At 69.3% G+C, this 19,244-nt stretch carries 17 protein-coding genes and 1 tRNA gene; 11 read left to right on the forward strand and 7 right to left on the reverse strand.

All coding sequences use genetic code 11. The annotated features are described in order from the left end of the window. From H7I41_RS09720 to H7I41_RS09730, 3 genes are all read right to left on the reverse strand, one after another. Positions 1-668: FtsB family cell division protein (locus H7I41_RS09720; protein ID WP_264012372.1), on the reverse strand; the 668-nt coding region annotated here is incomplete at its 3' end. A gap of 7 nt (positions 669-675) precedes the next feature. Next, positions 676-1,971 carry a phosphopyruvate hydratase gene (gene eno / locus H7I41_RS09725; protein WP_264012373.1) on the reverse strand — a complete coding sequence of 432 codons (1,296 nt, stop codon included), beginning with the start codon at positions 1,969-1,971 and terminating at the stop codon, positions 676-678. Positions 1,972-2,055: 84 nt separating this feature from the next. Continuing rightward, positions 2,056-2,787 (reverse strand): lytic transglycosylase domain-containing protein, encoded by a 732-nt coding sequence (locus tag H7I41_RS09730; protein ID WP_264012374.1) that lies wholly within the window; start codon positions 2,785-2,787, stop codon positions 2,056-2,058. A gap of 187 nt (positions 2,788-2,974) precedes the next feature. Between H7I41_RS09730 and efeU the strand changes: the two genes are divergently transcribed. From efeU to efeB, 3 genes are read left to right on the forward strand one after another with little or no spacing between them, the layout of a single operon-like run. Then, positions 2,975-3,907, forward strand: a complete 933-nt coding sequence (gene efeU, locus H7I41_RS09735) for an iron uptake transporter permease EfeU (protein WP_264012375.1) — start codon at positions 2,975-2,977, stop codon at positions 3,905-3,907. A 26-nt stretch (positions 3,908-3,933) separates the two neighbouring features. Further along, positions 3,934-5,070 (forward strand): iron uptake system protein EfeO, encoded by a 1,137-nt coding sequence (gene efeO / locus H7I41_RS09740; protein WP_264012409.1) that lies wholly within the window; start codon positions 3,934-3,936, stop codon positions 5,068-5,070. Then, the gene (efeB, locus tag H7I41_RS09745) at positions 5,051-6,373 is read left to right on the forward strand and encodes an iron uptake transporter deferrochelatase/peroxidase subunit (protein ID WP_264012376.1); all 1,323 of its coding nucleotides are present in this window, start codon (positions 5,051-5,053) and stop codon (positions 6,371-6,373) included. The genes efeO and efeB overlap by 20 nt, the downstream gene beginning before the upstream one ends. A 74-nt stretch (positions 6,374-6,447) precedes the next feature. Here the strand turns inward: efeB and H7I41_RS09750 are convergent, their stop codons facing one another. From H7I41_RS09750 to H7I41_RS09760, 3 genes are all read right to left on the reverse strand, one after another. Beyond that, positions 6,448-7,695 carry a nucleoside triphosphate pyrophosphohydrolase gene (locus H7I41_RS09750; protein WP_308214599.1) on the reverse strand — a complete coding sequence of 416 codons (1,248 nt, stop codon included), beginning with the start codon at positions 7,693-7,695 and terminating at the stop codon, positions 6,448-6,450. After that, entirely contained in the window at positions 7,692-11,348 is a 3,657-nt protein-coding gene (gene mfd, locus H7I41_RS09755) for a transcription-repair coupling factor (RefSeq protein ID WP_264012377.1), read from the reverse strand. The genes H7I41_RS09750 and mfd overlap by 4 nt, the downstream gene beginning before the upstream one ends. A gap of 84 nt (positions 11,349-11,432) precedes the next feature. Continuing rightward, on the reverse strand, positions 11,433-12,032 hold the full coding sequence (locus H7I41_RS09760; RefSeq protein ID WP_264012410.1) for a TetR/AcrR family transcriptional regulator: 600 nt from the start codon (positions 12,030-12,032) through the stop codon (positions 11,433-11,435). Between the two features lie 93 nt (positions 12,033-12,125). Between H7I41_RS09760 and H7I41_RS09765 the strand changes: the two genes are divergently transcribed. The 8 genes from H7I41_RS09765 (at position 12,126) to pth (ending at position 18,206) form a co-directional block, all read left to right on the forward strand. Then, positions 12,126-12,197 (forward strand) — tRNA-Gln (locus H7I41_RS09765). 89 nt (positions 12,198-12,286) lie between these two features. Continuing rightward, positions 12,287-13,765 (forward strand): bifunctional UDP-N-acetylglucosamine diphosphorylase/glucosamine-1-phosphate N-acetyltransferase GlmU, encoded by a 1,479-nt coding sequence (glmU, locus tag H7I41_RS09770; RefSeq protein WP_264012378.1) that lies wholly within the window; start codon positions 12,287-12,289, stop codon positions 13,763-13,765. A gap of 102 nt (positions 13,766-13,867) precedes the next feature. Continuing rightward, on the forward strand, positions 13,868-14,848 hold the full coding sequence (locus tag H7I41_RS09775; protein ID WP_264012379.1) for a ribose-phosphate diphosphokinase: 981 nt from the start codon (positions 13,868-13,870) through the stop codon (positions 14,846-14,848). Further along, on the forward strand, positions 14,849-15,196 hold the full coding sequence (arsC, locus tag H7I41_RS09780; RefSeq protein WP_264012380.1) for an arsenate reductase (glutaredoxin): 348 nt from the start codon (positions 14,849-14,851) through the stop codon (positions 15,194-15,196). It abuts the gene before it with no gap. Continuing rightward, complete coding sequence (locus tag H7I41_RS09785; protein ID WP_264012381.1) at positions 15,193-15,864, forward strand: LpqN/LpqT family lipoprotein; 672 nt, start codon at positions 15,193-15,195, stop codon at positions 15,862-15,864. Before arsC ends, H7I41_RS09785 begins: the two co-directional genes overlap by 4 nt. A gap of 37 nt (positions 15,865-15,901) precedes the next feature. Further along, positions 15,902-16,768, forward strand: coding sequence for an oxidoreductase (locus tag H7I41_RS09790; protein ID WP_264012382.1), 867 nt, complete (start codon positions 15,902-15,904; stop codon positions 16,766-16,768). Between the two features lie 154 nt (positions 16,769-16,922). After that, positions 16,923-17,612 carry a 50S ribosomal protein L25/general stress protein Ctc gene (locus tag H7I41_RS09795; RefSeq protein ID WP_264012383.1) on the forward strand — a complete coding sequence of 230 codons (690 nt, stop codon included), beginning with the start codon at positions 16,923-16,925 and terminating at the stop codon, positions 17,610-17,612. Between the two features lie 18 nt (positions 17,613-17,630). Beyond that, entirely contained in the window at positions 17,631-18,206 is a 576-nt protein-coding gene (pth, locus tag H7I41_RS09800; RefSeq protein ID WP_264012384.1) for an aminoacyl-tRNA hydrolase, read from the forward strand. 4 nt (positions 18,207-18,210) lie between these two features. Here pth and H7I41_RS09805 read toward each other — a convergent pair whose 3' ends face one another. Next, complete coding sequence (locus H7I41_RS09805; protein ID WP_264012385.1) at positions 18,211-19,239, reverse strand: epoxyqueuosine reductase; 1,029 nt, start codon at positions 19,237-19,239, stop codon at positions 18,211-18,213. Positions 19,240-19,244 lie beyond the last annotated feature (5 nt).

A 19,244-nucleotide genomic window follows, 5' to 3' on the forward strand; every position in this document is an offset into this window, starting at 1 on the left:
GCGGGCGGGCCGGGCGGCGGACCCGGCGGGGGCGGCGGAAGTGGCGTCGCGCTCGGCGGAAGGCCGTGCGGCGCATCGGCGATGGTGCTCCACAGCGCCGAGTACCACGGCGTGCCCGGCGGGACGGTGTCCACGCGGGCGTCGGGCGCACCCGGAACCACCGCGGACGGCGGCAGCTGCACCTGGTACGGGATCTCCCCCGGCATCACGAAGCCGAGGCGCTCCCGGGCCTGGGCGGCGACGAACACCGGGTCGGCCAGTTTGACCTTCTGCTGCTCGAGTTCGGCGATCTGCTCACGCAGCACCGCTTCGCTGGCCCGCAGCTGCTGCATCTCGGTGCGCTGCCCGAAATAGGTCCGCACCGGACCGGCGATCGTCAACGTCAGGACGCACACCACCGCGGCCAGGATCGCGGCCCGCCGCGCCGCCGACCCGAACCGCTGCTCCGACTGCTGCTCGGCCGATGCCGCGATCGACTCGCGGATGGCGTCGGTGACCTCGGGTGTGGTCTCGGGGGCGGACGGCTTCGCCTCGATGGCCCGGGGCTCGCGGCGCACCGGCGACGCACCGCGCGGACGGTCCCGCTTCGACTCGCCGGGCTTCGCCGGCTTCCCTGGCCGGGAAGCCGGTGACCGCCGCCTCGGGTCGGGCCGTTTCGCGTCGGGCACGTCTGTGTCAGGCCTGACCCTCGCCGACGCCGAACCGCGGGAACGCCAGATCGCCTGCGTAGCGCGCTGCGTCGCCGAGGATCTCCTCGATGCGCAGCAACTGGTTGTACTTGGCGACGCGCTCGCTGCGGGCCGGCGCACCGGTCTTGATCTGCCCGCTGCCCACGGCGACCGCGAGGTCGGCGATGGTGGTGTCCTCGGTCTCACCGCTGCGGTGACTCATCATCGTGCGGTAACCGCTGTTGTGGGCCAGCGCGACCGCATCGAGGGTCTCGGTGAGGGTGCCGATCTGGTTGACCTTGACCAGGAGTGCGTTAGCCGCGCCGCGGTCGATGCCCTCTTCGAGCCGCTCGGGATTGGTGACGAACAGGTCGTCGCCGACGATCTGCACGCGGTCGCCGATCTCGGTGGTCAGCGCCACCCAGCCGTCCCAGTCGTCCTCCGACAGCGGGTCCTCGATCGACACCAGCGGGTAGGAGTCGAGCAGCTCGCCGTAGAACTGCGCCATCTGCTCGGCGGTGCGGGTCTCCTTCTCGAACGCGTAACCCGTCCCGGCGGTGTAGAACTCGGTGGCCGCCACGTCGAGCGCCAGCGCGATCTCGGAGCCGAGCTTGAAGCCGGCCCCCTCGATCGCCGACGAGATCAGGTCGAGTGCCGCCTTGGTGCCGGGGACGTCGGGCGCGAATCCGCCCTCGTCACCGAGGCCGGTGGCCAGGCCCTGCTTCTTGAGCACCGACTTCAGCGAGTGGTACACCTCGGCGCCCCACCGCAGCGACTCCTTGAACGACGCCGCCCCGATCGGGGCCACCATGAACTCCTGCACGTCGACACCCGTGTCGGCGTGCGCGCCGCCGTTGACGATGTTCATCATCGGCACCGGAAGGATGTGGGCGTTCGGACCGCCGATGTAGCGGAACAGCGGCAGCTCGGCGGCCGTCGAGGCGGCCTTCGCCACCGCCAGCGAGACGCCGAGGATGGCGTTGGCGCCCAGCCGGGACTTGTCCGGCGTGCCGTCGAGGTCCAGCAGCGCCTGGTCGATCAGCCGCTGGTCGTCGGCGCTCATGGTGATGACGGTCGGGCCGATCTCGTCGAGGACGGCCTCCACCGCCTTCTGCACGCCCTTGCCGCCGTAGCGGGAACCCCCGTCGCGCAATTCCACGGCCTCGTGTTCGCCGGTCGACGCGCCCGAGGGCACCGCGGCCCTGGCGAAGCTGCCGTCGTCCAGCACGATCTCGACCTCGACCGTCGGGTTGCCGCGGGAGTCGAGGATCTCGCGGGCTCCGACCTGCTCGATGATGGGCACTGGCGTCTCCTTGGTCTGCGGCGACTGGCTCGTTGCGCACTCAGCCTAGAGGCTGGAGATCGCGACGGCGGAACGAGGACGCGCCTACAGCGAGCGGCCCTGGGCGTAGGCGGTGGCCCAGTCGCGCACCGTCCGCGCGTACTGGTCGGAGAAGTTGTAGGCGCGCAGTGCGTTCATCCAGCCGCGGGGGGTGGACAGGTCCTTGCCGCGGTAACACAGGTAGCCGGCCGCCGAGAGCACGGCATCGTCGATGTTGTCGGGGCTGACCTGGCCGTCGTTGTTGGCGTCCACGCCGTAGAGCCGCCAGGTCTCCGGGATGAACTGCATCGGGCCCATGGCCCGGTCCAGCTCGGTGTCGCCGTCGAGTTCGCCGCCGTCGGTGTCGTCGATCTTCATGTTGCCGCTGGAACCGTCGAGCTGCATTCCCCGGATCGGCGGTGTCACCGCCCCGTCCGTGGACACCATCGAGCCCCGGTAGCCGCCGTGGTGGCTCTCCACCATCCCGATGCCGGCCAGCGTCGTCCAGGACAGGTGGCAGTCGGGGTTCTCGACCTCGGCGACCCGGGCGGCGTAGGCGTAGGCCTCCAGCGCCGTCACCGGGATCTCGAGCGCATCGGCACGCTCGGCGGCCCAGTCGTGCAACTGGTCGGCGGGACGGCCCGAGGCGTAGGTGTCGATGGCAGGCACCGGGTCCCCCGCCGGTGGCGGGATTCCCTCGGGGATCGGCGCGCCCAGCTGCCATGAACAACTGGAAGCCATCAGCAGGGCCGTCGCGCCGATCACCGCGACAGCCCGCAGCCAACGAACTGGCGACACCGGACTCCTCAACCTGCTCTGCTGTCCCCATAGTTGCACGCGCAGCGCCGTGGTTCGCAACGCCGGTCTGCAACATCACGTCTCGCAGACCCGTCCACGTAGCCAGAATGCCCTGCTAAGGTGAGCCACGCCTTGCTATGGATAGGCATAGCTGGCTTACCGAATTTCCTGGAGCGAGGTTGCGTCGATGACTGCGTCTGCGGGATTCCCGGCCAGCATCCACGCCGCCGCCCCCAATGTGACATCGCAGCTGTTCGGCAGTGGTCTGATCGGTCTCCGCGAGGGTCTCGAAGCGGCGATCGTGGTCTCCATCCTGGTCGCGTTCCTGGTCAAGTCCGACCGCCGCGACGCCCTGAAATGGGTGTGGCTGGGCGTGGGCGCAGCAATCGCGATGACTGTCGTCGTGTTCCTCGCCATCCAATTCTCCGCGTACACCATCACCGGCCTCGGGGCCGAGGCGATCGCCGGTGTCGCGTCGTTGGTGGCGGTCGCGATCGTCACCACCATGGTGCTGTGGATGAAGAAGGCCGCCGCCGGGCTGTCCGGCGAACTGCGCACCGAGATGACGCGGGCGCTGGAGGCCGGCGCATTCGCGGTGACGGCGCTGGCGTTCCTGGCCGTCGGGCGTGAGGGCGTCGAGACCGCCTTGTTCATGGTCGGCCTCGCCGAGGCCGAAACCGCCTGGCCACTCCTCGGGTTGATCATCGGGGTACTGATCGCGGCGGCCATCGCCTACGGCATGTACGCCGGCGCCGTCCGGATCAACCTCGCCAAGTTCTTCAAGTACACGGGCGTGTTCCTGATCGTCGTCGCGGCCGGGATCCTGGCCTACGGCATCGGCGCGCTGCAGACCGTCGGCTGGCTGCCCGGCCTCGGCTCGCGCGCGTTCGACGTCAGCGCATCGTTCAACTGGTCGGCCTGGTACGGCGAGGTGATCCAGGGCGTCTTCAACATCACGCCGTCACCCACCTGGCTGCAGCTGCTGCTGTGGCTGGCCTATCTGGTGGTGGTGCTGACCGCGTTCCTGTGGCCGGTCACCAGCACCAAGCCCGCCGCCACCCCCGCCGAACCCCAGAGTTCTCTACCGTCCGACACCTCGTCCGAAAGGTCCACCACGTGAACAATCTCCCCGGAGCGAAGGCCGGCATGGCCGCCGTCGCCGCCCTGCTGGCCGGCGTCTCGCTGACCAGCTGCCAGGCCAAGGACGAGGGCACCGACAACGCCGGGGGCGGAGCCGCCGGCGACATCACCGTCGAGGCCTCCGACAGCGAGTGCAAGCTGTCGGGCACCGAGGCCTCGACCGGGCCCAGCACCTTCGTCGTCACCAACAGCGGCAACAAGGTCACCGAGTTCTACGTCTACGGCGAGGGCGACCGGGTGATGGGCGAGGTGGAGAACATCTCCCCCGGGTTGCAGCGCAAGCTGATCGTCCAGCTGACCGAGCCCGGCACCTACCAGACGTCGTGCCGCCCCGGGATGGTCGGTGACGGCATCCGCAGCGACTTCATGGTCACCGGCGACGCGGTCCAGATCGACACCGAGGGCAAGTTCAAAGAGGCCGCCGACAGCTACAAGCGGTACGTCAACAGCCAGACCGAGGCACTGGTGCCCGCGGTCGAGGCGTTCGTCGCCGCGGTCAAGGCCCGCGACGTCGCGTCGGCCAAGGCGCAGTTCCCCACCTCGCGTGTCTACTTCGAACGCATCGAGCCCGTCGCCGAGTCGTTCCCCAACGACCTCGACCCGCGCATCGACCTGCGCGAGGCCGATCTCGAGGAGGGCCAGAAGTGGACCGGCTTCCACGCCATCGAGAAGGCGCTGTGGGTCACCGGCCTCACCCCCGAGACCGACAAGCTCGGTGATCAGCTGATCGCCGACGTCAAGGAACTCAACGACGGCGTCAAGGCGCCCGACTACTCGATCGATTCGACCCAGATCGCCGGTGGCGCGCAGGGCCTGCTCGACGAGATCGCGATCAGCAAGATCAGCGGCGAAGAGGACATCTTCAGCCACACCGACCTGTGGGACTTCAACGCCAACCTGCAGGGTTCGCAGACCGCGGTGTCCTCGGTGCGGCCGATCCTCGACGAGAAGGACGCCGAACTGGGCAAACGCGTCGACCAGCGCTTCGAGGACGTCGAGGCGCTGCTGGAGAAGTATCGTGAAGGCGACGGCTTCGTCTCCTACGACAAGGTCACCGAGCCGCAGCGTCAGGAGTTGTCGCGCGCCATCGACGCGCTGAGCAAGGAAGTCAGCCAGGTCCAAGGTGTCGTCGCCCAGAAGTAACACCGAACCGCCCGCGCCGCAGGCCGGGCAGCAGAACGCCGGGCTCTCCCGGCGCAAGCTGTTCGGCGCGGCGGGCGTGGGTGCCGCGGTCGTCGGCGCGGCCAGCGCGGGTGCGCTGGCCGGCCGTGCCTCAGCGGCCAGCACGTCCACCGCGGGGCTGCAGAGTCCCGTCGAGTTCCGGGGCGAACATCAGGCGGGCATCGTCACCGCCCAGCAGGACCGGATGAACTTCGTCGTCTTCGACGTCACCACCGACCGCCGCGAGGACGTCATCGGGCTGCTCAAGCAGTGGACCGAGATGGCCGAGCGGATGGCCCGCGGCGAGGAGACGGTCGCAGGCGGTGCGGTCGACCACAATCCCTATGCGCCGCCGCCGGACACCGGCGAGGCGCTCGGCCTGCCCGCATCGCAGCTGACGCTCACCATCGGCTTCGGCCCCTCGTTCTTTCGCAAGGACGGCAAGGACCGGTTCGGCATCGCCGACAAGCTGCCGAAGGAACTCGCGAAGCTGCCGAAGTTCCCGAACGAGACTATGGACCCGAACAAGAGCTACGGGGACATCTGCATCCAGGCGTGCGCCAACGATCCGCAGGTCGCCTTCCACGCTGTCCGCAACCTCGCGCGCGTCGGCTTCGGCACGGTGGCGGTGCGTTACGCGCAGCTCGGTTTCGGACGCACCAGCTCGACCACCCAGGAACAGGCCACGCCGCGAAATCTGTTCGGCTTCAAGGACGGGACGGCCAACCTCAAGGCCGAGGAGACCGACAAGATCAACCAGTTCGTGTGGGTCGCCGACGGCGACGGCCCGGACTGGCTCACCGGCGGGTCGTATCTGGTGACCCGCCGGATCCGGATGCGCATCGAGAACTGGGACCGCACCACGCTGCTCGAGCAGGAGCGGGTGATCGGCAGGCAGAAGGGCAGCGGCGCCCCCAACGGGCTCACCGACGAGTTCGAGGAACTCAATCTCGACCTGCGCGACGACAAGGACGCCCCGCTGATCGACGTCGACGCACACGTGCGCCTGGTGTCACCGGAGAACCTTGGCGGCATCGAGATCATGCGCCGCGGTTACAACTTCACCGATGGCACCGACGGCTTCGGCCACCTCGACGCCGGGCTGTTCTTCATCGCGTTCGTCCGCGATCCCATCACCCAGTTCATCCCGATGCAGGCGGAGATGTCGCGCAAGGATGCGATGAACGAGTACATCACCCACACCGGGACGGCGATCTTCGCCTGCCCGCCCGGGCTGCGCGAAGGTGACGAGTCGGCCTACTGGGGCTCGACCCTCTTCGCCTGAGCCACAAGCGCGCCGAGTGTGCAACCACGGCGACATTCGGCGCCGATTCTCGCCACCACTTCACGCTCGGCGAGTCAGCGCTCGGCGGTGCTCACCTCGCCGGCGGCAGGCGGATCGGCCGGCGCGGGTTCGGGCACGTCGACCGGCGACGGCTCGGGCACCTCGACGGGACCGGGTTCGGGCACCTCGACCGGTGACGGCTCAGGAATCCGGTCCGGTGCGGGTTCGGTGTTCATCTCGACCTCCAGCTCTGCGTCGTCATCGGCGACGTCATCCTCAACGTCGTCATCGGCACCGTCTTCCGTAATGTCCTCGGCCGCAACGTCTTCCGCAATGTCGTCGAGAAAGTCGTCATCGATGGTGGCGTCCACGTCCGGCGCGGTGTCCGACGGCCAGTACTCCCGCCACTCGTCCTCGCTCACCGCGCCGAGCGACGCGATGTCGAGTTCCTCAGGCACGTCCTCGCCGCGGCGGCCTGCCGCGATGTCCCTCTCCACCCGCCGCACGGTCTCCATGAACTCCAGAGTCGCTGTACGCAAGTGGTTCTCGGCGTCGACGTCGGCCGAGATCGTGACGGCGGTGAGTGAGGCGGGGATCAGATCCGCCGGCAGCCCCGCCTGCGTGACCCGGGCGATCACCTTCTGCGTCAACGCCAGGGCGGGCTGACCGGTCGGCACATCGTCCATCGACGACCTGCGCGACCTGACCGACTGCTCCTGGGCCTTGCGTTCCTCCCACTGCGCGAGCTGCTCGTCCAGCGAGATCGACTCGCCGGCCAGCACTGCGGGCACCCGGTTGCCGAGCTTGCGCACCAGGGAGTCGGCGACGTCGTCGATCGTGAACGGGTGCTCAGGGGCGTCCTCGGCGATCCGGGCGTGAAACAGCACCTGCAGCAACACATCTCCGAGTTCTTCGCGGAGCTCGTCGGCATTGCCACTGTGCACCGCGTCGAACAGCTCGTAGGTCTCCTCGAGCAGATAGCGCCGAAGCGAGTCGTGGGTCTGTTCGCTCTCCCAAGGCCCCGCGGTGCGCAGCTTGTCCATCATGGCGACGGCGTCGACCAGTCGTTCGCCCCCCTGCGGTTCCGGCGCGGCGATCAATCGGTCACCCGCCGCAAGGCGCGTCCTGACCGCCGGATGCTCGGGATCCGAGGACAGCAGCACCGGGGCGTCCTCGCCGTCGTAGGCCGGCCGGGCCGCGGGCAGCGACCACGGCACCGCGATCGGCATCTCCTCGGTGTACTGCACGTCACCGGCCAACATCTCGATGGCTGCGACCGGGACCAGGGAGGGGCGGCGCGGATCGACGAGCACGACTGTCATGGCGTCTGCCGTCTGTCCGTCATGGCCGGGCCACCTCCGAATTTGGTTATATCAACATCCGTCACAGCATTCCCGCTAAGCGTCAATATCAAGCCCGCGACCATCGCCACCAGTTCGAGGTCACGGATCCGTGGCGAGCCGACCCCGCTACCGGCCCGCGGTATCGGGACCTGCACCGTCCCGGTGGTCGCCCGGTAGGACGCCGACGGATACAAACGCTTGAGCCGCAACTGCGCCGAATCGGGGAGTTCCAGCGGCGACACCTTCACCGTCGCCCCGGACACGCCGCTGACCTCGGTGACGCCGTACTCCCGGCAGAGCAACCGCAGCCGCGCCATCGCGACCAGCCGCAGCGCCGGTTCCGGCAGCGGTCCGTACCGGTCGACCAGCTCGTCGATCACCGCGTCCACCCCGGCGTCGTCGTGCGCCGCAGCGAGCCGGCGGTAGCCCTCCAGCCGCAGCCGGTCGCTGGCGATGTAGTCCGGCGGCAGGTGCGCATCGACCGCCAGGTCGATCCGGACGTCCTTCGGCTCTTCCGCTGTGGCAACGGTTTTGCCGTCGGCGGCGGCTCGGTAGGCCTCCACCGCCTCGCCGACGAGCCGGACGTAGAGGTCGAAACCGACCCCCGCCACGTGCCCGGACTGCTCGGCGCCGAGCACGTTGCCCGCGCCGCGGATCTCGAGGTCCTTCATCGCCACCGCCATGCCCGCGCCGAGTTCGTTGTTCTGGGCGATGGTGGCCAGCCGGTCGTAGGCCGTCTCGGTCAGCGGCATCTCGGGCGGATACAGGAAGTAGGCGTAGCCGCGTTCCCGGCTACGACCCACCCGGCCCCGCAGCTGATGCAGCTGCGACAGGCCGAACGTGTCGGCCCGCTCGACGATCAGGGTGTTGGCGTTGGAGATGTCCAGCCCGGTCTCCACGATCGTGGTGCACACCAGGATGTCGTACTCGCGGTTCCAGAAGCCCTCGACCGTGCGCTCGAGCAGCTCCTCGGGCATCTGACCGTGCGCGACCACCACCCGCGCCTCGGGCACCAGCGCCTGAACCCGCGCGGCGGCCTGGTCGATCGAGCGAACCCGGTTGTGGATGTAGAACACCTGTCCGTCGCGCAGCAGTTCACGCCGCAGCGCCGCAGCCACCTGCTTGTCGTCGTGCGGACCGACGTAGGTCAGCACCGGGTAGCGCTCCTCGGGCGGTGTCAGGATCGTCGACATCTCGCGGATCCCCGCCAGGCTCATCTCCAGCGTGCGCGGGATCGGGGTGGCGCTCATCGTCAGCACGTCGACGTGGGTGCGCATCGACTTGATGTGCTCCTTGTGCTCGACCCCGAAGCGCTGCTCCTCGTCGACGATGACCAGGCCGAGGTCCTTCCACGTCACGCCGGTCTGCAGCAACCGGTGGGTGCCGATCACGATGTCGACCGACCCGGCCTTCATCCCCTCGAGCACCGCTTTGGATTCCGCGGGCGAGGTGAACCGGGACAGTCCTTTCACCGTGACCGGGAACCCGGCCATGCGTGCGGCGAAGGTCTGCATGTGCTGGTCGGCGAGCAGCGTCGTCGGCACCAGCACGGCGACCTGCTTGCCGTCCTGCACAGCCTTGAACGCGGCGCGCACCGCGATCTCGGTCTTGCCGTAGCCGACGTCGCCGCAGATCACCCGGTCCATCGGGACCGGCTTCTGCATGTCGGACTTGACCTCGGTGATCGCGGTCAACTGGTCGATCGTCTCGGTGAAGCCGAACGCGTCCTCCATCTCGGCCTGCCACGGGGTGTCCGGGCCGAACGCGTAGCCGGGAGCGGCCTGCCGCTTGGCGTAGAGCGACACCAGTTCACCGGCGATCTCGCGCACCGCGCGACGGGCCTTGGTCTTGGTGTTCGCCCAGTCGCTGCCGCCCAGCTTGGACAGCGACGGCGCCTCGCCGCCCACGTAACGCGACAACTGGTCGAGCGAGTCCATCGGCACGTAGAGCCGGTCCGAACCGCCGCCCCGCTTGCTCGACGCGTATTCGAGCACCAGGTATTCGCGACGCGCGCCGCCCACGACGCGTTCGGTCATCTCCACGAACCGGCCGATGCCGTGCTGGTCGTGCACCACCAGGTCGCCTGCGGTGAGCGCGAGCGGGTCGACGACGTTGCGCCGCTTGGCGGCGAGCCGCTTGCCCTCGGGCGCGGTGACGCGGTTACCCGTCAGGTCGCTCTCGGTGATGATGACGAGCTGCGACCCCGGCAGGATGACACCGTCGTGCAGCGGACCCCGCAGCACCCCGACCACGCCGGCCTTCGGCTCGGCGCCGGGATCGAGCATCGCCGCGGGTGTCTCGGCGTCGGCGAGCTGCTCGCAGACCCGGTGCGCGGTGCCGGTGCCGGGCGTGACGATGGCGGCGTGACCACCGGTGGTGACGTGGGCGCGCAGCATCGCGAAGATCTCCGCGACCGACGAGTGCTGACGCGCCGAGGGCGCAGACCGGATGTCCAGCGCGACCGCCGACTCGTCGGACAGCTGGCTCAGCGTCCACCAGGGGTGACCGCCCGCGCGGGCACCTGCGGCGACGTCCTCGAGGTTCAGGAAGCCCGACGCACCGAGTTCCTCCAGGTCGATCGGCGCGTCGCCGCCCACGGCCGCCGTGGACCACGACGCCTCCAGGAACTCCCGGCCGGTCTTGATCAGGTCTGCGGCACGGGTGCGCACCTTCTCCGGATCGCACACCAGCACCGGCGTCCCCACGGGCAGGTGGTCGGCCAGCGTCGACAGTTCGCCAGGGCGCAGCACCGGCAGCAGTGCCTCCATGCCGTCCACCGGGATGCCCTCGGCCAGTTTGGCCAGCATGTCCGGCACGCCGCCGGGTACCGCGTTCTCCAGCCGGGGGTGGTCCGCGGCCAGCTTGGCCGCGCGATCGCGGACGTCGGCGGTCATCAGCAGTTCGCGGCACGGCACGGCGATCACCGCGTCGACGTCGATGTCGGGGATGGACCGCTGATCGGCGACGGCGAACATCCGCATCTCCGAGACCTCGTCGCCCCAGAACTCGACACGCACCGGATGTTCGGCGGTGGGCGGGAAGACGTCGAGGATGCCGCCGCGCACGGCGAACTCGCCCCGGCGGGCGACCATGTCCACCCGGCTGTATGCCAGGTCGACGAGCCGGGCCACCACGCCGTCGAAGTCGATCTCGGCGCCGGCGGTCAACGTCACCGGCTCCACCTCGGCGAGGCCCGGCGCCATCGGCTGCACCAGGGAACGCGTCGTCGTCACCACGATGCGCAGCGGCGGGCCGAGCCGGGCGTCGTCCGGATGGGTCAGCCTGCGCAGCAGCATCAGCCGCGCGCCGACGGTGTCCACCCCCGGTGACAGCCGTTCGTGGGGCAGGGTCTCCCACGACGGGAACAGTGCCACGGCGTCACCGAGGTAGCCGCGCAATTCAGCGGTCAGATCGTCGGCCTCGCGGCCCGTCGCCGAGACCACCAGCAGCGGTCCTGCCTGTGCCAGCGCCGCCGCCACCAGCACCCGGGCACTGGCCGGTCCGACCACGGCGAGCCGCTCGGGCCGTTCGGCGGCACGACGGGTGAGGTCGGCGAGCGCCGGATCGCGCAACGCCAACGAGATGAGCCCCGAGATCGGGGTTTCGACATGGGTGGGCCCCGATGAGGTCATGATGCGTCCATCCTAGGCAACGTCTCTCGGGCGCGTTCCTCCTGCGCCCGTCGCCTGTTGACGCGTGTCAACTCGCCGAAGGTGCTAGCCCTCGTCGTCCTGCAGCCTGGGGTCGGCCTCGAGGTGGGTCAGGCCGTTCCACATCAGGTTCACCAGGTGCGCGGCCACCACTTCCTTCTTCGGTTCCCGCGTATCGAGCCACCACTGGGCGGTCATCGACACCGAGCCGACGAGTGCCTGCGCGTAGAGCGGCGCCAGCTCCGGGTCGAGGCCGCGGCGGGAGAAGTCACCGGCCAGGATCGAGCTCACCTGGTTGACCGCGTCGTTGAGCAGCGTCGAGTAGGTGCCCGACGTGATGGCCGCCGGCGAATCCCGGATCAGGATGCGGAACCCGTCGGTGCGTTCCTCGACGTAGGTCAGCAGCGCCAGCGCCACCCGTTCGACGCGGACCCGCGAGCGGTTGTTGGTCAGCGAGGAGGTGATGCCGTCCAGCAGCGCCGACATCTCACGGTCGACGACGACCGCGTACAGGCCTTCCTTACCGCCGAAGTGCTCGTAGACCACCGGCTTGGAGACGTTCGCCCGCTGTGCGATCTCCTCGATCGAGGTGCCCTCGTAGCCACGCGCAGCGAACAGCGACTTCGCGATCTCGATGAGTTGCTGGCGCCGCTCACTGCCGGTCATCCGGGCGCGGGGTGCACGCACTTCCTTGTCGGGTGCTGCCACGTGCTCAGGGTAGCTCCTGGCCTGCTTCGACTAGAGTCTCCAGGTGATCTTTCCGTCGTGGTGTAATCGGCAGCACCTCTGATTTTGGTTCAGATAGTTCAGGTTCGAGTCCTGGCGACGGAGCAATTCTCAGCGGCGGACGTGCGCAGAACGGCGCGTTGAGCGGCGTGTGGACGGACAGACGTCCGCTTTTGCGAGAAGAGGGGACGGCGATGACGGTGCACGGCGAAGCCGCGGTGCTGGTGCTGGCAGCGGGCGCGGGCACCCGGATGCGGTCCGACACCCCCAAGGTGCTGCACACGCTCGGCGGGCGCAGCATGCTCTCCCACGTCCTGCACACCATCGCCAAGGTCGCGCCGCAGCACCTCGTCGTCGTGCTCGGCCATGACCGCGACCGCATCGCGCCGGCGGTCGCCGCACTCGCCGAGGACGTCGGCCGTCCCGTCGACATCGCGGTGCAGGACCAGCAGCTCGGCACCGGCCACGCCGCCGAGTGCGGGCTGTCGGCACTGCCCGACGAGTTCGCCGGCGTCGTCGTGATCACCTCGGGAGACGTGCCGCTGCTGGACGCCGAGACGCTCGCCGACCTGTTGGCCGCCCACACTTCTGAGGCCGCGGCAGCCACGGTGCTGACCACCACGCTGCCCGACCCCACCGGCTACGGCCGGGTGCTGCGCACCCAGGACCACGAGGTCACCCGCATCGTCGAGCAGGCCGACGCCAGCCCGTCCCAGCTGGCGATCCGCGAGGTCAACGCCGGTGTGTACGCATTCGACATCGGCGCCCTGCGCTCGGCGCTGCGCCGGCTGGGTTCCGACAACGCCCAGCACGAGCTCTACCTCACCGACGTCGTCTCGATCCTGCGGCAGGACGGCCTGGTGGTGCGGGCCCGCCACGTCGACGACAGCGCACTGGTCGCAGGCATCAACGACCGCGTGCAGCTGGCAGCGCTCGGCGCCGAGCTGAACCGCCGCATCGTGGCCGGCCACCAGCGGGCCGGCGTCACCGTCGTCGACCCCGCGACCACGTGGATCGACGTCGACGTGACCATCGGCCGGGACACCGTGATCCAACCGGGCACCCAGCTGCTCGGCGTCACCAGCGTGGGCGGCCGCTGCCAGATCGGCCCGGACACCACACTGGCCGACGTCACCGTCGGTGACGCGGCGTCGGTGGTGCGCACCCACGGCTCGCAGTCGGCCATCGGGTCGGGCGCGACCGTCGGCCCCTTCAGCTATCTGCGGCCGGGCACCGTGCTCGGCGCCGCGGGCAAGCTCGGCGCGTTCGTCGAGACCAAGAACGCCACCCTCGGCGCGGGCACCAAGGTGCCGCACCTGACCTACGTCGGCGACGCCGACATCGGCGAGAACACGAACATCGGCGCGTCCAGCGTGTTCGTCAACTACGACGGCGAGAACAAGAGCCGAACCACCATCGGCTCGCACGTGCGGACCGGCTCGGACACCATGTTCGTCGCGCCCGTCACCATCGGCGACGGCGCCTACACCGGGGCGGGCACCGTGATCCGCGAGGACGTGCCGCCGGGTGCGCTCGCGGTGTCGGCAGGGCCGCAGCGCAACATCGAGGGCTGGGTGATCCGCAAACGGCCGGGCTCGGCCGCCGCCGAAGCCGCGGCGGCAGCAGCGGCCGCGGAGGATCCCGAGCACCGGGACGACGACCAACGGTCGTGATCTGGACCCAATCTGTTGGCGATCCGGCAACCCGGCAGCGCACCTGCAGGACCGCTACGTACGATTGGGCCGACATCGACCCCCGACCGGCAGAGGCGCACAGTGGGCACCGAGTGGACCGACAACCGCAAGAACCTGATGCTCTTCTCGGGCCGCGCGCACCCCGAACTCGCCGAGCAGGTGGCCAAGGAGCTCGACACCCCGGTCACCGCGCAGACCGCCCGGGACTTCGCCAACGGTGAGATCTTCGTCCGCTTCGACGAGTCCGTTCGCGGCTGCGACGCGTTCGTCCTGCAGTCCCACCCGGCGCCGCTCAACACATGGCTGATGGAACAGCTGCTGATGATCGACGCGCTCAAGCGGGGCAGCGCCAAGCGGATCACCGCGATCCTGCCGTTCTACCCGTACGCCCGGCAGGACAAGAAGCACCGCGGACGCGAACCGATCTCGGCCCGGTTGGTGGCCGATCTGCTGAAGACCGCCGGCGCGAACCGCATCCTGACCGTCGACCTGCACACCGACCAGATCCAGGGCTTCTTCGACGGGCCGGTCGACCACATGCGCGCACAGAAGCTGCTGACCGGGTACATCGCCGACAACTACGCCGACCACGACATGGTGGTGGTCTCACCCGACTCCGGCCGTGTCCGCGTCGCGGAGAAGTGGGCCGACGCATTGGGTGGCGTTCCCCTCGCCTTCATTCACAAGACCCGGGATCCGCTGGTGCCCAACCAGGTGGTGTCCAACCGCGTCGTCGGCGACGTGCGCGGCAAGACCTGCGTGCTGACCGACGACATGATCGACACCGGCGGCACCATCGCGGGTGCGGTCAAACTGCTCAAGCAGGACGGTGCGGGCGACGTGATCATCGCGGCGACGCACGGCGTGCTGTCCGACCCCGCCCGCGAACGGCTGGCCGACTCCGGGGCCCGCGAGGTCATCGTCACCAACACCCTGCCGATCGGCGAGGAGAAGCAGTTCCCGCAGCTCACCGTGCTGTCGATCGCACCGCTGCTGGCCAACACCATCCGCGCCGTGTTCGACAACGGTTCGGTGACCAGCCTTTTCGACGGGTCGGCGTAGATGGCGCAGACCGCCACCGTCTACCACAACCCCCGGTGCAGCACGTCGCGCAAGACGCTGGAACTGCTGCGCGACAACGGCATCGAGCCGACCGTGGTGCAGTACCTGAAGACGCCGCCGTCGCGTGACGAGCTGTCCGCAATGATCCGCGACGCCGGCATCGAGGTGCGCGCCGCGGTGCGCAAGCGCGAATCCCTCTACGGCGAGCTCAATCTGGCCGACGCGAGTGACGACGAACTGCTGGACGCCCTCGCCGAGCACCCGATCCTCATCGAGCGGCCCTTCGTCGTCACCGCGAAGGGCACCCGGCTGGCCCGGCCGATCGACTCGGTGCGCGAGATTCTGTGACCGTCCGCCGCTGCGTGGCGGCAACGCTCGCGCTGATCACGGTTGCCTCCGCCGTCGGATGCGGCGCGGAAACGCCTGACTACGAAGCGGTCTGGTCGACGACGAGCAGTACCACGTCGGCGGCCCCGACGAGCACCGAGGCGCCGGTGCCGCTGTCGCAGTACCTGGAGAGCGTCGGCGTCGACGGCAAACCGGTGGCCCCCGACCGGCTGCCGGATCTCACGGTCACCGTGCCGACGCCGCCGGGCTGGAAGCCGTACACGAATCCCAACTTCGCGCCCGGCACCCGCACCATCGTCAAGGGCGACACCTATCCGATCGCGATGCTGCTGGTGTTCGAACTCGAGGGTGAGTTCGACGCCGCCGAGGCGGTCAAGCACGGCACGGGCGATGCGGAGCTGTCGGAGAACTTCAAGCGGCTCAACGCTTCCGACAAGAATTGGCGCGGATTCCCGTCCTCGATGATCGAGGGCAGCTACGACCTCAACGGCCAGCGGATGCAGAGCTACAACCGCGTCGTGATCGCCACCGGATCGCCGCCGGCCAATCAGCGCTACCTGGTTCAGCTCACCGTCACCAGCTTCGCCGACGAAGCCCAGGCGAACGGCAAGGACATCGAGACGATCATCTCCGGGTTCACCGTCGCCCCCAAGCCACCGCCCAAGTGAGGACGCCGCGGCGAGGCGACGTCTATAGGGTGGTGCCATGACTGGTTGGACCGCCGCCGATTTGCCCTCCTACACCGGCCGCACGGTCATCGTGACCGGCGCCAACAGCGGTCTGGGACTGATCACCGCGCGCGAACTCGCGCGCGCAGGGGCGTCGGTGGTGCTCGCCGTCCGCAACACCGCCAAGGGCGACGAGGCGGCTGCCGGCATGACCGGCGACGTCACCGTCCGCAAGCTCGACCTGCAGGATCTGGCGTCGGTGCGGGAGTTCGCCGCCGGTGTCGACGCGGTGGACATCCTGGTGAACAACGCGGGCATCATGGCGGTGCCTTACGCGCAGACCAAGGACGGCTTCGAGAGCCAGATCGGCACCAACCACCTCGGCCACTTCGCGCTGACCAACCTGCTGCTGCCCAAGATCACCGACCGCGTGGTCACGGTGTCGTCGATGATGCACTGGATCGGCCGCATCAACCTCAAGGACCTGAACTGGAAGGCCCGGCCGTACTCCGCCTGGCCGGCCTACGGTCAGTCCAAGCTGGCCAATCTGCTGTTCACCAGCGAGCTGCAGCGCCGGCTGGAGCGGTCGGGGTCCCCGGTGCGGGCGGTGACCGCGCACCCCGGGTACAGCGCGACGAACCTGCAGGGCAAGAGCGGCCGCAAGCTCGGCGACGCGCTGATGTCGATCGGCAGCCGGCTGGCGACTGACGCCGACTTCGGTGCCCGCCAGACGCTCTACGCCGTGTCGCAGGACGTCCCCGGCGACAGTTTCGTCGGGCCGCGGTTCTCGATGATGGGCCCCACCCGGTCGGTGGGCCGCAGCCCGCTGGCCCGCAGCAGCGACACCGCAGCGGCACTGTGGGAACTGTCCGAACAGCTCACCGGCACCGCGTTCCCCCGCTGATTTCTCTCTGACCAGGGCGTTGCGCTACCCTGGGCGGGCGTCACGGCGAGGGCGGCCGGCATGTCGGCCACCGTTATCGACGGGAACACGCGTCTTCACGGATGCGGCCCCTGCTGTGCGATGAGTTCCCTCGACCAGCACAGGAGCACCGCACATGGCCAAGAAGTCGGCCTCTACGAACAATCTGACCGCATCGGTCCGCACCGTCACCGGCAAGGGCGCATCGCGTCGCGCCCGCCGTGAGGGCAAGGTCCCGGCCGTCCTGTACGGCCACGGCACCGACCCGCAGCACCTCGAGATCGACGCCCGCGACTTCGCCGCGGTGCTGCGTCACTCCGGCACGAACGCCGTGCTGAGCCTCGACATCGAGGGCACCGAGCAGCTCGCGCTGACGAAGTCGCTGGAGATCCACCCGATCCGCCGCAACATCCAGCACGCCGACCTGCTGGTCGTCCGCCGTGGCGAGAAGGTGTCCGTCGAGGTCAACGTCGTCGTCGAAGGCGATGCGATCCCCGGCACCCTGGTGACGCAGGAGGCCAACACGCTCGAGATCGAGTCCGACGTGCAGGCCATCCCCGAGCAGATCGTCGTCTCGGTGGAGGGAGCCGAGGCTGGCACCCAGTTCACCGCGGGCCAGATCGAGCTGCCCAAGGGTGTCGCCCTGATCACCGATCCCGAAGCGCTGGTGGTCAACGTCGTGGCCGCGCCCACCGCCGAGGACCTCGAGGCCGAGGGTGGCGGCGCGTCGATCGACGAGCAGGCCGCCGAGTTCGCCGAGGCCGTCGAAGAGGCCGAAGGCGAGGCCGGCGAGGGCGACGAGGCCCCGGCCGAATCCGCCGAGTAGGCGGTCGACTCACCTCTCATGGCCGAGCCGTTGCTGGTGGTGGGCCTGGGTAATCCCGGGCCCACCTACGCCAAGACCCGGCACAACGTGGGCTTCATGGTCGCCGACCTGCTCGCGGGCCGGATGGGGTCGGGCTTCAAGGTGCACAAGAAGTCCGGCGCCGAGGTCGTCACCGGCCGGCTCAGCGGCCGGTCGGTGGTGCTGGCGAAGCCCCGCTGCTACATGAACGAATCGGGCCGCCAGGTGGGCCCGCTGGCCAAGTTCTACTCGGTGGCGCCCGCCGACGTGGTGGTGATCCACGACGAGCTCGACATCGACTTCGGCCGGATCCGGCTCAAGTTCGGCGGCGGCGTGGCCGGCCACAACGGCCTGAGGTCGGTGTCGGCCGCGCTGGGCGGCAACGGGTTCCAGCGTGTCCGGGTCGGGATCGGCCGCCCGCCGGGTCGTAAGGACGCGGCGGCCTATGTGCTCGAGGCGTTCACGGCCGCCGAGCGCACCGAGGTGCCGACGATCTGCGAGCAGGCCGCCGACGCCACCGAACTGTTGCTCGAGCAGGGCATCGAGCCCGCGCAGAACACCGTCCACGCCTGGTAGGCCTCTATCGCCCGCGAATGCCGCTGTCGACCACCTTCACCGGCTTGTGCGGGAACCGCCGTTCGGCGTGCGCTTTGGCCGCCGAATTCGGCAGCACGTAGAGCGTTTCGCGCTTCTCCTGCAGCGGCTTGAGCACCAGGTCCATGAAGCCCTTCCGGTCCTCGAGGTACGGCTCGATGACGTCCTCGCCCGCCGGGCACACCGCCAGGCAGTAGGCCGCCTTGTAGTTGGCCTTGAACGACAGGCTCTGCCACATCGACGCGTTCTCCGAATCGCTGACCCGCGAACGGAAGTCGTCGGCGTCGGCGCTGTCGGCGATGGTCTGCGCCCAGTCGGTGAAGCCGCCCATGAACTCGCGGTAGTTGTGCACCGAACACGCGACGAAGTCGAATTCGCCGTCTTTGCCGATGGCGCCGACCGGGCAGGCCGCGACACAGAGCTTGCACTCCAGACATGGCGAATAGTCCAGCGGCGATCCGTATTCGGTGATCTCGGCGCCGACGAGGATCGTCGCCAGCAGGATGAAGTTGCCGAACTTCGGGTGGATCACGTTGCGGTGGATGCCCATCACGCCCAGCCCCGCCGCGACCGCGACCGGCTTGTGCGCCACCACCCAGATCCGGCCGGGGAACTTGTCCATCTCCATCGGGAAGGTCGCCGACGGGTTGAGCGCCCGGTGGCCGGCGTCCTCGAGTGCGCGGGTGATGCGGTGCGCCGCTTCGTTGATGATCTCACCGCTGCGGTGGAACTCCTGATTGGCGACGCTGCGCGCCGTAGACCGGACGTTGTCGCGGTTCATCCGCACCACGAGCGAGACGTAGCTCCTGACGCCGGGCAGCGCCGCCTCGACGTGCTCGACCTCCGAGGCCAGGTCGGGGTTGGCGACACTGGCGAAGGCGACGTCGTCGGCGCCGGCGGCCAGACAGACCTCGCGCAGCCATTCCGCGTCGACGGCGCCGGGTTTCTCCCGCTGGCGCGCCAGCACCGCCCGCACGGTCGGGTGGTCGGCGATCCGCGAGGGAGGCTTCAGCATGAGCT

The organism is [Mycobacterium] manitobense (genome assembly GCF_025821665.1).
Classification (GTDB): domain Bacteria; phylum Actinomycetota; class Actinomycetes; order Mycobacteriales; family Mycobacteriaceae; genus Mycobacterium; species Mycobacterium arseniciresistens.

Excerpts from the sequence above, each read along its gene's own strand:
- H7I41_RS09790 (WP_264012382.1), top strand. The coding sequence starts at position 15,902 with ATGACTGGTTGGACCGCCGCCGATTTGCCCTCCTACACCGGCCGCACG.
- H7I41_RS09805 (WP_264012385.1), bottom strand. The coding sequence starts at position 19,239 with ATGCTGAAGCCTCCCTCGCGGATCGCCGACCACCCGACCGTGCGGGCG.
- mfd (WP_264012377.1), bottom strand. The coding sequence starts at position 11,348 with ATGACCTCATCGGGGCCCACCCATGTCGAAACCCCGATCTCGGGGCTC.
- efeO (WP_264012409.1), top strand. The coding sequence starts at position 3,934 with ATGGCCGCCGTCGCCGCCCTGCTGGCCGGCGTCTCGCTGACCAGCTGC.
- arsC (WP_264012380.1), top strand. The coding sequence starts at position 14,849 with ATGGCGCAGACCGCCACCGTCTACCACAACCCCCGGTGCAGCACGTCG.
- H7I41_RS09750 (WP_308214599.1), bottom strand. The coding sequence starts at position 7,695 with ATGACAGTCGTGCTCGTCGATCCGCGCCGCCCCTCCCTGGTCCCGGTC.
- glmU (WP_264012378.1), top strand. The coding sequence starts at position 12,287 with ATGACGGTGCACGGCGAAGCCGCGGTGCTGGTGCTGGCAGCGGGCGCG.
- H7I41_RS09795 (WP_264012383.1), top strand. The coding sequence starts at position 16,923 with ATGGCCAAGAAGTCGGCCTCTACGAACAATCTGACCGCATCGGTCCGC.
- pth (WP_264012384.1), top strand. The coding sequence starts at position 17,631 with ATGGCCGAGCCGTTGCTGGTGGTGGGCCTGGGTAATCCCGGGCCCACC.
- H7I41_RS09760 (WP_264012410.1), bottom strand. The coding sequence starts at position 12,032 with ATGACCGGCAGTGAGCGGCGCCAGCAACTCATCGAGATCGCGAAGTCG.
- efeU (WP_264012375.1), top strand. The coding sequence starts at position 2,975 with ATGACTGCGTCTGCGGGATTCCCGGCCAGCATCCACGCCGCCGCCCCC.